12 protein-coding genes are annotated in these 14469 nt (G+C 45.0%); 6 read left to right on the top strand and 6 right to left on the bottom strand.

Going from position 1 to position 14469, the window contains the following annotated elements; translation table 11 throughout:
- Positions 1-3 precede the first annotated feature (3 nt).
- The 3 genes from ABIC84_RS15670 to ABIC84_RS15660 all read right to left on the bottom strand — a co-directional run bounded on the left by ABIC84_RS15670 (position 4) and on the right by ABIC84_RS15660 (position 1890).
- A complete protein-coding gene (locus tag ABIC84_RS15670; RefSeq protein WP_429264143.1) occupies positions 4-813 on the bottom strand; it encodes an N-acetylmuramoyl-L-alanine amidase family protein in 810 nt (269 codons plus the stop codon).
- Positions 810-1256, bottom strand: coding sequence for a Fur family transcriptional regulator (locus tag ABIC84_RS15665; protein ID WP_090528187.1), 447 nt, complete (start codon positions 1254-1256; stop codon positions 810-812). Before ABIC84_RS15665 ends, ABIC84_RS15670 begins: the two co-directional genes overlap by 4 nt.
- A 214-nt stretch (positions 1257-1470) precedes the next feature.
- Positions 1471-1890 (bottom strand): MerC domain-containing protein, encoded by a 420-nt coding sequence (locus ABIC84_RS15660; protein WP_429264142.1) that lies wholly within the window; start codon positions 1888-1890, stop codon positions 1471-1473.
- Between the two features lie 145 nt (positions 1891-2035).
- On the opposite strand from ABIC84_RS15660, the gene ABIC84_RS15655 reads away from it, so the two are divergent.
- The gene (locus tag ABIC84_RS15655) at positions 2036-2674 is read left to right on the top strand and encodes a phosphatase PAP2-related protein (RefSeq protein ID WP_429264141.1); all 639 of its coding nucleotides are present in this window, start codon (positions 2036-2038) and stop codon (positions 2672-2674) included.
- Positions 2675-2693: 19 nt separating this feature from the next.
- Here the strand turns inward: ABIC84_RS15655 and ABIC84_RS15650 are convergent, their stop codons facing one another.
- Positions 2694-4187, bottom strand: coding sequence for a gluconokinase (locus ABIC84_RS15650; RefSeq protein WP_429264140.1), 1494 nt, complete (start codon positions 4185-4187; stop codon positions 2694-2696).
- Between the two features lie 277 nt (positions 4188-4464).
- Here ABIC84_RS15650 and rhaT point away from each other — a divergent pair, with 277 nt between their 5' ends.
- The 5 genes from rhaT (at position 4465) to ABIC84_RS15625 (ending at position 11444) form a co-directional block, all read left to right on the top strand.
- Positions 4465-5601, top strand: coding sequence for an L-rhamnose/proton symporter RhaT (rhaT, locus tag ABIC84_RS15645; protein WP_429264139.1), 1137 nt, complete (start codon positions 4465-4467; stop codon positions 5599-5601).
- A 33-nt stretch (positions 5602-5634) separates the two neighbouring features.
- On the top strand, positions 5635-7755 hold the full coding sequence (locus ABIC84_RS15640; RefSeq protein ID WP_429264138.1) for a bifunctional aldolase/short-chain dehydrogenase: 2121 nt from the start codon (positions 5635-5637) through the stop codon (positions 7753-7755).
- A gap of 173 nt (positions 7756-7928) precedes the next feature.
- Positions 7929-9203, top strand: coding sequence for a sugar isomerase (locus tag ABIC84_RS15635; protein ID WP_429264137.1), 1275 nt, complete (start codon positions 7929-7931; stop codon positions 9201-9203).
- 4 nt (positions 9204-9207) lie between these two features.
- Positions 9208-10596 (top strand): FGGY-family carbohydrate kinase, encoded by a 1389-nt coding sequence (locus ABIC84_RS15630; protein WP_429264136.1) that lies wholly within the window; start codon positions 9208-9210, stop codon positions 10594-10596.
- A gap of 68 nt (positions 10597-10664) precedes the next feature.
- Positions 10665-11444: a polysaccharide deacetylase family protein gene (locus tag ABIC84_RS15625; RefSeq protein ID WP_429264135.1), complete on the top strand. Its 780-nt coding sequence runs from the start codon at positions 10665-10667 to the stop codon at positions 11442-11444.
- 60 nt (positions 11445-11504) lie between these two features.
- Here the strand turns inward: ABIC84_RS15625 and ABIC84_RS15620 are convergent, their stop codons facing one another.
- Both ABIC84_RS15620 and ABIC84_RS15615 read right to left on the bottom strand, forming a co-directional pair.
- Positions 11505-12356 (bottom strand): alpha/beta hydrolase, encoded by an 852-nt coding sequence (locus ABIC84_RS15620; protein ID WP_429264134.1) that lies wholly within the window; start codon positions 12354-12356, stop codon positions 11505-11507.
- 1061 nt (positions 12357-13417) lie between these two features.
- Complete coding sequence (locus ABIC84_RS15615) at positions 13418-14266, bottom strand: ThuA domain-containing protein (RefSeq protein WP_429264133.1); 849 nt, start codon at positions 14264-14266, stop codon at positions 13418-13420.
- Between the last annotated feature and the right edge of the window lie 203 nt (positions 14267-14469).

Here is a 14469-nt window from a genome sequence, read left to right as displayed (position 1 = left end):
TTTTTATGATCCTATCGCCTTCCTGTAATTTCGAAGTGCCCTGATGATCGTCATTACAATTTCGTGCTGCCCTTCGTCCGAGTTAAGGTACTCCTCTTCTTCGGGGTTATTAATGAAACCGGTTTCTATCAATACAGCAGGCATCGCGCTATGGGCCAGCACCAATACCCCCTGTTCTTTCACACCATTACTTTCGCGGCCATCTACCCCGGTAAACTCGTCGTCAAGCAGATCACCAAAACGGATACTTTGCTTACGGTATTTTTGAATATAAGCATTCAGTACGATCAGGTTTGAAGGATCGCTTTCATCATAGCTTTCGTAGTTCTGCTTGTAATCCTTTTCCTGGAAAATAGAAGCATTCTCGCGCACGGCCTCTTCCTGCTCCTTAAGGCGGTGGAAACCGTATACCAGCATCAGTACACCTTTTTGCTTGTGTGCACGTGCGGCAGTGCCCTCGGGCGATGAATTGCAATGAATGGAAATAAACAGGTTGCCATGGTTTTGATTAGCAATAGCCGAGCGCTGGTTTAGCGGGATAAAGGTATCATCGGTACGGGTAAGGATAGCGTTAACATCAGTAATGGCCGTATCAAGAGCTGCCTTGAGCTTCAGGGCTATGGACAGTGTTACATTTTTCTCAAACGAATGTGAACCACGCGCCCCGGCATCCTTACCGCCATGCCCGGCATCAATAACAACCGTTTTAAACCTAAAAGTTGTAACAGCAGGTATAGTATCTTTTTGCTGCGCGAATGAATTTTGAAACAGGAACACCAGGATGATCATCCCGGGCAAAGCGACGTATTTCATTTTTTGACCGCCTTTTTACTGCACCTGGGGCATAAGCCATGAGCATACAGGGTAAAGCCATGCGACTCAAAGCCCGCTGGAAGATCTATCGCGGGCAGGTTCATATCATTAAGGCAATATACATTTTTGCACTGGGTACAATTAAAATGCAGGTGCTCGTCATGGTGGTCATGCTCATTACAACTTGATGAGCAAAGGGCATAATTTGCCGTACCGTTTAAATCAAATACCTTATGGATGATCCCTTTTTCTTCAAAAGCATTAAGGATCCGGTAAAGGGTAACCCTGTCGATATCATGCATCAGGTTCTCCAGGTCGGGCTGCGAGGTAGCCGAATGCCTTGACGACATCATAGATAAAACCCGCAGCCTGGGCGCGGTTTTTTTCAGGTGATGCTTATCAAGCAGGTGCTCAAAATGATGTATATCGCGGGTTTGTGTCATGTATTAATTGGGTAATAATTATAAGGCCGCTAATTTAATAATGGTACGTATAATATACGCCATTAGTTGCCGGCTTTTATAACGGTATTTTTTATCAGCTTAGTATGATGGTTTGATACAGCCGGGGCACTATGCTTTTCATGATTACAAGCCGGACTCAAAAAGCAGTTGAACAGCAAAAACGCATAAAAGAATTTCCTGTGGCGCTTATCCATTACTCAACCTTTTTAAGTTTATATGTTTTATGATTGTGATTGCAGGCACCGGTATACCTATAATTTACATAATGCGCGGCGGCTATCAGCAAGCCTCCAACAGGAACTATCATAGCCTCGGATTTTCCTGTTATTGTAAACGCGTGCCCTCCCATTATGATAACAAAACCTGATACAAGCATAAATAGTGGAACTGAACGGCGATGCGTACGCCGGTAGGATAAGCCTATAGAATACACCCCTATAACCAAAGCGAAAATGATCATCCCCCACTCTACCCAGGCGTTAGCCAAAAAACCAAGGCCCACCAAGGGCAAACTCGTAAACAGCAAAGGCACTACTGCACAATGGATAGCACAAAGCGTTGAAGCGGTGATACCAATATTATCCAGCCGGGGCGAAAGCTTTTGAAAATCCATGCCGCAAATATAAACAAGCTAATGCAACACAATTGCATTTGTTTTCACTATCCATATTTGAGTTTATTAAATTAACAAATACCTGACAATTACTTAATATTAATCAGCAAACTGTATTTTTGCAGGCTTTATAAAAAAACACAGATTGAATTTAGCCTCCATTTATCATATAAAACAGCTTTGGCAGAGCGCCTATGATACCCGGGCCAGCAGGCTCAAGTTACTGGGTGCCACTATAGTCATAGTCATCATCATTAACCTGTTACCGTCTTTTTTTAAGCATATTGAAAAAAGGCAGGACGGTGTTGTACTTAATGATTGGGTATTGGCCCATTTACCCTCTTACGATCTCTCAGTCCCGATTTTTATACTCATCTGGAGCATGGGCCTGCTTATGATGTGGCGGGCGCTTTATAACCCGAGGGTATGTATCACTTATATCTGGACACTGAATTTTGTATGTATTGCCCGGTTTATTACCATCGGCCTGGTCAAGCTCAATCCGCCAGTGGGCCTTGTCCCGCTTATTGACCCAAGCACAAGCGTGTTTTACGGGCATACATTTATCACCAAAGACCTGTTTTTTTCGGGCCATACAGCAACCATGGTGCTCGTGTACCTGCACCTGCAAAAGCGCACAGATAAACTGATCGCATTAATTTGCGCGGTAGTATTGGTAGTATTACTGTTGATACAGCATATTCATTACACTATTGATGTAGTGGCCGCGCCGTTTTTTGTATATGGTTGCTGGAGATTGGTTAAATGGCTGGGGCTGGAATGATAACTTTTTTAATCCGTCTTCACTCCCATCCATCCACCAAATGCATGCTGTCCTTTAAATCACTGTACAGCTTTTTAAACACCGGGAACATTTTGCCGTATACTTCATGATTTTTAGTATTTGGTTCGATAAAATCCTGCTGTTCAACCCGTGTAAGCGCGCCATAACTTTCAGGATATAATACCCGTGCAGCGAGATAAATAGCGCCGAGCGCTGATGAATCTTCAGACTGAAGCACTGCGAGCCTTTTCCCGGTGATATCTGCCAGTACCTGTGTCCATACTGCCGAACTGGTAAAACCACCACTGATATTGACTTGTGTAATCCCGCCCGATGCATCTTCCAATGTTTTAAGCACATCATTCAGCGCAAAGCAAATGCCTTCAAGCCCCGCACGTAAAAAGTGCGACCGGTTATGTGCCGGTTTGATATTAAAAAATGTGCCGCAGGCTTTGGTATCCCAGAGCGGAGCACGTTCGCCGTACAGGTAGGGCAGAAATATAAGTCCGTTGCTGCCGGCAGGTATGGTTGCTATCTCATTAAACAAAGCGTCATAATCAGCAGCGATAATGTTATCCTTTTGCAAAAAGTTTTTGAGCAGCCAGTTTACCGCTATACCTCCGTTATTTACTGCTCCGCCGCATACATAAGTCTGCTCATCAAGCAGGTAATTAAAAACCATGGCTTCGTAATTGTAAACTGGCTTCGGGCTGGTAATGCGTACCGCGCCGCTGGTGCCTATAGTAAGCGCCGCTACATCCGGGCCGGTAGTGTGGCTGCCTAAATTAGCACATGCCCCATCACTTGCCCCTATAACAAAAGGGGTACCGGCATTTATCCCGGTTAATGCAGCTACTTCAGGCCTGATATTGTTACGGTGATAAGTGGTATTAACCGGGGCTGATAATTTTGAAGCAGTAATACCGGTGAGTGTAAGAGCCTCATCATTCCATTCTTTGGTTACAATATTAAACAATCCTGCAGCTGACGCAATGGAATAATCAACCTCAAAAACACCAAAAAGCCTGAACCAGATAAACTCCTTTATCGAAATGAATTTATGGGCGGCTTCAAAGATGTTACTTTGATTATCACGCAGCCACAACAACTTATTTAGGGGCGACATGGCATGAATAGCTGTGCCGCAGTTATGATAAAGGCGTTCACCTTTTTCTGTTGCACGCAATGCCTGCGCGATGCTCTCGCTCCGCGCATCTGCCCATGTCATCATAGGCAGCAGTGCTTCGCCATGCTCATCAACCGGAATAATACTATGCATGGCGCTGCTCAGGCTGACGGCCTGCGGAACGGCTCCCAATTGGGCAGTAATACCGGCAAGGCATTTTACAAAAGCGTCCCAAATCAACAGCGGATCCTGTTCGCTGTAACCGGGTTCAGGGCTATTAATGGGATAATGATTGGATACTGTACCTAATGGTTCGCCCGTTAAACTTACCGCTACGGCCTTTGTACTGCCGGTGCCAATATCAATACCTAAAATATATGCCTGCATAGAGATGTATTTGATTGCCAAAATAATAAACAGAACCGGGATTTGGGGGATTTTTAGGATTATGGGATTTCTTAACAGTTTAGCGTAAAACTGCATATAAAATCCTGTCCATCCTATTAATCCTTAAAATCCTGGTTCAGACAAAAATCTTATCTATTCCATAGATCCACCTCAAATCCCCGTTCAGACAAATTCCTTCACATCCATGACAGCAAAGGACAGTTCCGGCATTTAAATTATCTACATTAGCCTTACCAATATAAACCAATCAGAGAATATGCAAGTAATTTTAGGGGTCATCTTCCATTTTATCGGTGGCTTTGCTTCGGGGAGCTTTTACATCCCCTACAAAAAAATAAAAGGCTGGGCCTGGGAAAGCTACTGGATAGTAGGCGGCATTTTTTCATGGCTCATTGTACCACCGCTGGCAGCATGGCTTACTATTCCCGGCTTTGCCGACATTATAAGCCATACGGATACTGCTACCCTTGGCTGGACGTACCTTATGGGATTGCTGTGGGGCATTGGCGGTTTAACATATGGATTAGGGGTACGTTACTTAGGAGTATCGCTGGGTAGTACCATCATACTGGGCTTATGCTCGGTTTTTGGATCGATAATTCCATCGGTTTATTATGACCTTTTCCCGAAAGAAGGGAAAGATACTTTTACGCTGATGCTGCACACCCAATGGGGGCAGATGGTTTTATTGGGCATTGTGCTTTGTGTAGTGGGTATTATTATATGCGGTAAAGCAGGTATGATGAAAGAGAAAGAACTCTCGGCCGATAAAACCATAGCCCAGGAAAATAAGGATTACCGCTTTGGCTTAGGTATACTGGTGGCGGTAGTTTCGGGGATCCTGAGCGCTTGTTTCAACTTCGGTATTGAAGCCGGGAAACCAATGGCCGATACAGCTAACCAGATCTGGCAGGCGGCGCATCCGGGCCAGGGCAATTTCCTGTTTTCAAACAACGTAACCTATATTATTATACTATGGGGTGGCTTAACCACTAACTTTATATGGTGTATGGTGCTAAATGCCCGCAACAAAACGTTTGATAATTATACCGATAAAAAAACACCGCTGCTTAAAAACTACCTGTTTGCGGCACTGGCCGGCACAACCTGGTTTTTACAGTTCTTTTTTTACGGTATGGGCGAAAGTAAAATGGGTAATGGCGCCAGCTCCTGGATCCTGCACATGGCTTTCATTATCCTGATTGCTAATACGTGGGGCCTGGTACTTAAAGAGTGGAAAGGCGTAAGTAAAAAAGCATTCGCAACGGTAATAGCCGGTATAGCAGTAATTGTAATATCGGTACTGGTTGTGGGATATGGGAATAAGATAAAACCCGAAAAACCGACGGTAAAAGCCGAGCTAAATAAGCCAACGATAAAAACAAATCAATAATTCATTAACTCAATAATTCAACAATTAAAATATATGTCGTCGAAAACAACTGAATTTAAACACGTAAGCTATTTGTGGGATGAAGCAAAAGCCGCCGAACTGGCCGGCGATGAAGTAGCCCTGCTCATATACCGCTCTAACCTTTTGGGTGCCGATTTGCGCCTTACCAACTATGGTGGCGGTAACACCTCATGCAAGTTGATGAGTAAAGACCCGCTTACCGGCAATGATGTTGAGGTAATGTGGATCAAAGGCTCGGGCGGTGACATTGGTACGCTGAAAAAGAGCGGCTTGGCTGCCCTTTATGTTGATCGCCTTCGTAGCCTGAAAAACATTTATCGCGGGGTTGAATTTGAAGATGAAATGGTTGAGTTATTTAACCACTGCATCTACGATCTTAACTCAAAAGCACCATCTATTGATACGCCGCTTCACGGCTTCCTGCCATTCAAACACATCGATCACCTGCACCCTGATGCTGCCATCGCCATCGCGGCAGCAAAAGATGGTAAAAAAATAACCCAGGAGCTTTTTAACGGTACCATCGGCTGGGTTGAATGGAAAAAACCAGGCTTTGAACTCGGCCTGCAATTAAAACAGTGCCTTGACGAAAATCCGGGCATCCGTGGTATAATGCTGGGCTCGCATGGTTTATTCACCTGGGGCGATACGGCTTACGAAAGCTATATGAACACGCTTGAGGTTATTGAGCGCTGTGCCGAATATCTTGAAGAAAACTACGGAAAAAAAGGCCCTGTTTTCGGTGGTCAAAAAGTTGAAAGCCTGGACGAGACCAGCCGTAAAAAACAGGCGGCTGCCCTTGCACCTATATTACGTGGTTTTTGTTCAAGCTACAGGCACATGGTTGGTCACTTTACGGATGATGTCCGCGTACTGGAATTTATTAACTCCAATGATCTTGACCGTTTGGCTCCTTTGGGTACCAGTTGCCCGGATCACTTCCTGCGTACCAAGATCAGTCCGCTGGTGCTTGACCTTGCACCGGGCGAAGACCTGAGCGATGTTACCGCGTTAAAAGTCCGTTTGGCACCGGCCTTTGAGGCTTACCGCCAAATGTATACTGATTATTACAATACCTGTAAGCATGATAACAGTCCGGCTATCAGGGATACCAACCCGGTGATCATCCTGTATCCGGGTGTAGGCTTGTTCTCGTTTTCAAAAGATAAACAAACCGCCCGCGTTGCCGCCGAGTTTTATACCAATGCCATCAACGTAATGAAGGGTGCTGAGGCGATTTCTGAATATACTTCGTTGCCACGCCAGGAAGCTTTTGATATTGAATACTGGTTATTGGAAGAAGCCAAATTACAGCGCATGCCTAAGCCAAAAGCCCTTTCAGGCAAAATTGCCCTGATCACCGGCAGTGCTGGTGGTATAGGTAAAGCTATCGCCAAAAAATTTGTTGATGAAGGCGCCGTAGTTATTCTGAATGACATGAACGCCGAGCGCTTGGAAGGTGCAGGCGAGGAGTTCAAAAAACAATACGGTAAAGATTCATACACCACAGCCGTACTTGACGTAACCAAAGCCGATCAGATCAACGAAGCGCTTGAAATTGCTGCTTTAGCTTTCGGCGGCGTTGATATTGTGGTGAACAACGCCGGCTTGTCTATCTCTAAATCAATTGCCGACCATACTGAAAAAGACTGGGACTTATTGTACGATGTATTGGTTAAAGGCCAGTTCTTCATTACCCAGGCGGCAGTTGCTGTGATGAAAAAACAAGACATTGGCGGCGACATTATCAATATCGTAAGCAAAAACGCCTTAGTGAGCGGACCGAACAACGCCGGTTACGGCTCGGCAAAATCGGCCCAGTTACACTTGAGCAGGTTAAACGCTGCCGAGCTTGGCACCGACAAGATCCGGGTGAACGTAGTTAACCCCGATGCAGTAATCAGCGACAGTAACATTTGGGCCGGCGGATGGGCCGAAGGCCGTGCTAAAGCTTACGGCGTTACCGTAGATGAACTGCCAGCGTACTACGCAAAACGTACTTTATTAAACGAGGTGATTTTACCTGCCGATATAGCTAATGCCTGCTTTGCCTTTACAGGCGGCCTGCTTAACAAATCAACCGGTAACGTGTTGAATGTTGATGGCGGCGTGGCGATGGCGTTTGTGAGATAGTTACAGTAACCCATGTCATTGCGAGCGATAGCGTGGCAATCGCACGGAAGCATGACCACCATGCGTAGCCACTCTGTATAGCATGCGATTGCTTCGTTCCTCGCAATGACATATTTATAAATTTTGCAAGTTCAAGAGTCAAACTTGAACTTGCTTTATAACCAATACCAATTATGCAGTTAGAAAAATATAAAATTGATGAAGCCAATCATCAACAGCTGAATGATCATCAACCCAAATTCGATTTTGTTGCCGGTGATGTGAAAAACCTGGATACCATCCTGCAAAAATTAATTGATTTTAATATTGCTATACCAAGCTGGGCTTTAGGTACCGGCGGTACCCGTTTCGGCAGGTTTTCGGGCGGTGGTGAGCCGCGTAGCCTGGAAGAAAAGATTGAAGATGTAGGTTTGATCCACGCACTTAACCGTAGCAGTAACTCGATTTCGCTGCACATTCCCTGGGATATCCCATCCAATGCCTCAGCTATCAAAGCCCATGCAGCACAATTGGGTTTGCATTTTGACGCGGTTAACTCTAATACCTTCCAGGATCAGCCATCGCAGGAGCTGAGCTACAAATTTGGCTCATTGCACCATGTAGATAAAGCGGTACGTAAACAGGCTATTGCACACAATATTGAGGTGATCAAATATGGCGTTGAGCTTGATTCCAAAGCATTGTCAGTTTGGCTGTCGGACGGATCAAACTTCCCTGGTCAGTTAAACATGCGCGGCGCGTTTGAACGCACTTTAGAAAGCTTACAGGAAATTTATGAGGCCTTGCCTGATGACTGGAAAGTTTGGGTAGAGTACAAACCTTATGAGCCTAACTTCTATTCAACCACTATTGGCGATTGGGGGCAATCATACCTGTTATCATCAAAACTGGGGCAAAAAGCGCAGACATTAGTTGATCTTGGTCACCACTTACAGGGGGTAAACATTGAGCAGATAGTTTCATTACTGCTGATGGAAGGCAAGCTGGCCGGTTTCCACTTTAATGATTCAAAATACGGCGATGACGACCTTACCGTAGGCAGCATCAACCCATACCAGTTGTTCCTCATCTTTAACGAACTGGTTGAAGGTATGGATGCCCGCGGCATGACACACGCTACATCCATTGGCTGGATGATCGATGCGTCGCACAATATTAAAGATCCGATTGAAGATTTGTTGCAATCTGTTGAAGCCATTAAAATAGCATATGCGCAAGCTCTTTTGGTGGATACCCCTGCACTGGTACAGGCACAACAGGATAACGACGTAGTACAAGCCCAAGAAATTTTACAACATGCTTATCGCACAGACGTTAGGCCGCTATTGGCCGAAGCCCGCTTAAGGGCAGGCGGTGCGCTGAACCCGCTGGCAGTTTACAGGCAGCAAACCATCAGGCAGCAACTGATAAATGAACGAGGAGCAAAAGCAGTATCAACCGGATTGTAAGCCTATGGAGCCGATACCTGTTATAGCCGTTTTTGATGTGGGTAAAACCAACAAGAAGCTGTTCCTGTTCGATGAGAACTACAAAATAGTTTTTGAACGGACAGCCCGTTTTTTGGAAACCCACGATGAAGATGGCGACGCATGTGAAAACCTCGACAGCCTCAGGTTATCGGTGTTTGATTCATTGCGGGAAATTTTTAAGCATAAGGAGTTTGATCTTAAGGCGGTCAACTTTTCAACTTACGGCGCCAGCTTTGTTTATGTTGATGAACACGGCAAGCCGCTTACCCCACTTTATAATTACCTCAAACCATATCCGCCTGAACTGAGCAGGCAGTTTTATGAAAACTATGGCGACGAAGCCAGGTTTGCTTTAGAGACCGCCTCGCCGGTTTTGGGCAACCTTAATTCGGGATTGCAGTTATACAGGCTTAAATATCAACAGCCCGAAGTGTTTAAGCGGATAAAGTATGCCTTACACCTACCCCAGTATATGAGCTATCTTATCAGCGGGCAAATGGTGAGCGACTTAACCAGTATCGGCTGCCACACTGCCCTTTGGGATTTTGCCAAGAACACCTATCACAACTGGCTTAATGCTGAAGAGATTCTACCCAAAATGGCTCCGCTGCATCCCGCGGATAGTGTACTTCCGGCAGAGTTTCCGGGCAGTACTTACAAGGTTGGTATTGGGTTGCACGATAGTTCGGCAGCGCTCATCCCTTACCTCGTGAGCTTTAATATGCCCTTTGTGCTGATCTCAACGGGTACCTGGTCAATCAGTCTGAACCCTTTTAATCAAACACCACTTACGGCTGATGAGCTGAAGCATGATTGTCTTAACTACCTGCAATATAAAGGCAGCCCGGTAAAAGCCTCACGCTTGTTTACGGGTTATGAATATGAGCAGCAAGTAAAAAGAATAGCCGCCCACTTTAACCAGGACGAGATCAGGTACCGTACCATAAATTATGATCCGGCCATCGCGGCCCGGTTAAATAATCAGCCGTCACTACAGGCAAATGAAAATGAAGGCCAGTTACAGAAATCGGCATTTGAGCAGCGCGACTTAAACAGTTTTGTTGATGATGTTGAAGCTTACCACCAACTCATGATTGATATTGTTGCCCAGCAAACCATATCAACCAATTATGTTTTAAACGGCTGTAAGGTAAAACGCATTTTTGTAGATGGCGGCTTCAGTAAAAACAGCGTTTTCATGCACCTGCTGGCGTTGGCCTTCCCTCATTTGGAAGTTTACGCCGCGTCGATGGCACAGGCAACTGCCGTAGGTACAGCATTGGCTATCCATCATGCATGGAATACCAAAACGTTGCCGCATGACCTGATCGAGCTGAAATATTATTCGGGGGTGCAGAGCGAGGTATATTAAAATTATGAAGAGATCCGGTTATCAACCGGATTTTTTTATTTTAGGCCAATTAATCCAAAACCCTCGTCATGAAAAAATTAGCGCTGTTTCTGTTATTGCTCAACTTTTTATTTGTTGCCAACGCGCAGCAATCCAAACGCAAAAAAGCCATTATTGTGCTTACTTATGACGACGGCATCAATTCACAGTTAAACATAGCCATACCACAGCTGGATTCGGCACATCTTACCGCCACCTTCTTTTTAACCGGAAACATGACCGAAGCTTCGTTACCCCGCTGGCGCCAGGCAGGTGAAAAAGGTTACGAACTCGCTAACCATACTTTATACCATCCCTGCCTGCTAAATGTAAAAACTAATCCTGCCGACAATTCGGCCAATTATACCCCATATATCATGGTGCGCGAAATAAAGGAAATGAACACCCTGCTTTTTGCCCTTGATGGTAAAACCGGCGGCCGCACTTATGCCTACCCCTGCACTGAACTTGAAGTTGGCGGCGTGAACTATGTTGATACCCTGCGTAAAGCAGGCCTCGCAAAATATGCCCGTATAGGCGGCGGACCTGATGCTGTGATCACTGATTTTAAAAACCTCGACCCGTTAAAAGTACCTTCATGGGGCGTAACAGGCAACCCGGTAACCGGCGATGCCCTGATAGATTTTGTAAAGAAAGTACAACAAAGCGGCGGACTGGGCATCTTCATGTTTCACGGTGTAGGCGGCGATTATTTGGTTACACCCGCAGATGCGCATAGGAAGCTGTTAGCTTATTTAAAGGCGCACCGGAACGAAATTGAAGTAACAACTTTTATGAAAGCCATGGATGAGGTGATGGCCGCTAAATAGTTTTATAAAAGCTAAAAGCAGAAGGCTAAAAGCTTAAAGCCAAATTACTATATATAAAAATTAAGCTATCAGGCTAACGAGATCTGATATAACAAGCTCATCTTTAATAATGCGTTCATGACCGGGGCCCTGGTATACTTTGGTTTCAACTTCGGGATGAGCGATAAGGAAGTTTTCCAGAAATGCGAAGGGTGCAACTTTATCTTCCGGATCATAGGCTAACCAATGTTTCCGGACCAAGCCGGCAGGATATAAATTATGAAGTGTAAAATCCGAAGCCTCCATATCAAACAATGCCTCAAAATCAGTAAAGAATTGATCCTGTAAACCAGGAGCTACATCGGCCGCGTTCAGGCTGGCTATAAAATTCTCTTTCAGATTAATAAGCGGGGCAATGCTGATGAGCAAGCCAGGTTTAATAGCTGTTTCCTTAATAGCGATGGCATTGGCCATTGCCCCTAACGAGTGACCGATGAGCACATCGGGCGCCCCAAAGGTATTGATTACCGTAGTCGCAGCTTTAGCAAAGAGCAAGAGGTTTGACAGCTCCCCTTCCGAGCTGCCATTACCCGGTGCATCAAAAGCTATTACCTGCATATCATTAATGTTTTTTAAACCCGTGACAAGCTCGGCGAAGTCGGCGGCTTTTGAGCCCCAGCCGTGGGTGATAAGTATCTTGTGCTTCCCTTCTCCCCAGGTAAAACCGTTGAACTTTAAAGTAGATTTGGCAAAATGAGGATCGTCTACTTCAAGCGTAAATGCTTTGGCTTCGTCAAGCAATTGCTGCTGTTGCAAGCGTACTGGCATTTTAGGCGAATAACAGATCAACTGCCATAGCAAGTTAACCATACCAGGCGCTTCGGCGCCATTAAGAGATTTTACCTGGTTAAATACCGTCTTTAATTTTTTCATAGGAGAGGCAGGATTTCGCCGGCAAAATAAGCAAAAGCGCCTTTAAAATATACCAATAGGTATTTTATTTACATTGTCCCGACGAAGTCCTGCATTCCAATTGTAACAAAACGCATGTCCCAAATTTTTGATTCTCCATAAAAATTTAAAAATCCTCCCGGCGTTCTTTTTCCGGAAAACTGGGGTGTTCCAAATTCTGAATGTAAAAACGCGGTACACCCATTTTATGAAATACGTTGATATTCAATATTTTAACCATTTGCCTGAAACATTATTAAAATACTGATAATCAACGCTTAAAACTATAATGAGTTTAAAATACTTTTTTTCGAAAGGTTAAAAACGGCAGCATTTACCAATGTAATTTTTGCTGATTTTTAGGATTTTTTTGAGAAAAAACCAAATGGCGGCTTACTTTGTCTGCATGCTGACAAAGTAGTGACACCATTTTTATGGTCTGTTTTTCGGATCGTTTTTTGCGCCGGAATACGCAGGATTTTCTGCCTGTGGCCGGGAGCGTGGACGCTCTATCCATGACCATGTTCAGGCGTGGACGCCATAACCATTACCTAAGGGATTAATTTAGCGTAAGCGCTTTAAAATCCCCTCTTGAGAGTAATAGCCCGTGATTAGACAGTGCCGGGAAATGACATGCCGTACAGTTGACTCACCCGATCTGCGCTACGCTGGACCACCCTCTCTTTGCCTTTGGCGGAAAGAGGGTAAAGAAAAAATACAGATAAATCCCTCTCTTTACGCTTGCGTAGAGAGGGGTGACAAGCGCAGCGATGTCGGGGTGAGTAGACTTGGCGGTTAATTCTTTAATTATGTTAATTCAGGGGCTATTACTCTTGAGAGGGGGTGCAGTAGGAAAAAGCGGGAGCAGGGGTGTGTTATACAAGTGATAAACTGCACGTAGAATAACACACCCCTCCGCCCCTCTCAAGAGGGGAATCCCACCAACCCTCGCTTTTGAAGGGTTTTTCATCAGGTTAACGGTTCAAGAGTGGACGCCTAAACCCGCATAAAAGTAAAACGTCCGCTTCAGGGGGCTGGTGACACTACTTTCCTCTGCCTAACCAAAGCAGCGAGTTGATGATCAGTTTATCAACATCGGCATTTTCAAAAGTTTGCGATAACTCTTTGTTGGTGCCGCCGTCATAGTCCATATCATTATGGCCTATGTTGAAATAAACCATGCGGTAATTTTTATTAGTCCAGGCTACGGGGTAGTAACCGCTATGCCAAATCTCGTGTTGCTTTGGGCCTGTACCTAAGGGAAAACTTGTTGAATCAACCGCCAGCAGGATATCGATATCCGGGTTTTTACGGAGATCGTGTTCCCAGCGGTACCACTCATTAGGGTTGGTTTTAAAAGTGGTGGGCAGGCCTTTGGTTACGGGGTGATCAGGATCTTCCACCTTCAATATGGCCGAAGTTGGGTGCCAGGTATTGCTCACATATTGTCCCGAACCCAGGAACTCGTTGTGGTACCAGTCCCAGTTTTGCGGAAAGTCAGAGGGTGTAAGCGCGAAGGCCGAAAAATGAAACCCCATCCAGGCGCCGCCCTTTTTCATATACTGTTCAAAAGCTGCACGTTGTTCGGGGTTATCAGTGCGGGTATCTAAAAATATTACTACCTGGTATCTGGCCAAAAACTCAGGGTTCATGTTTGCCCAGTTATTGGTACTATCGTAAGTGAAATTATATTTCTTTGCCAGAGCCGGAAACCAGCGGTTAGCCTCGTGCATAAAGCTGATGTGCGCCAGATCGTTCCGGCCGGTGTAAAAGGCTATTACCTTGAATTTCTTTTTGCTTTGGGCGTTGGCGTTTACTGCTGTAAAAACAGCTATAATGATGAGAGCCACAAGCAGCATGGCCCTGTTGATCAGATTTCGGTTGATGTTCATATCCCTGCGTTTATAATTGTGCTTATAAAACTAATGGATTTGATTTTATGATGATGGAGAAATGGTGTGATGAGAGGTAATGTAGGGGCGGTTAGATGTTGGTGACAACACCATAGCCGTTAACCTAAGGATTTTAAAAAAGTTTTTTTGAGGAGTTATAAATGACGGGGCTTCGCCATTGGGCAAAACCACTTAGATTTTCC

This window comes from Mucilaginibacter sp. 3215 (assembly GCF_050433785.1).
Taxonomy (GTDB): domain Bacteria; phylum Bacteroidota; class Bacteroidia; order Sphingobacteriales; family Sphingobacteriaceae; genus Mucilaginibacter.
This window is presented reverse-complemented; position numbering and strand designations above follow the sequence as displayed.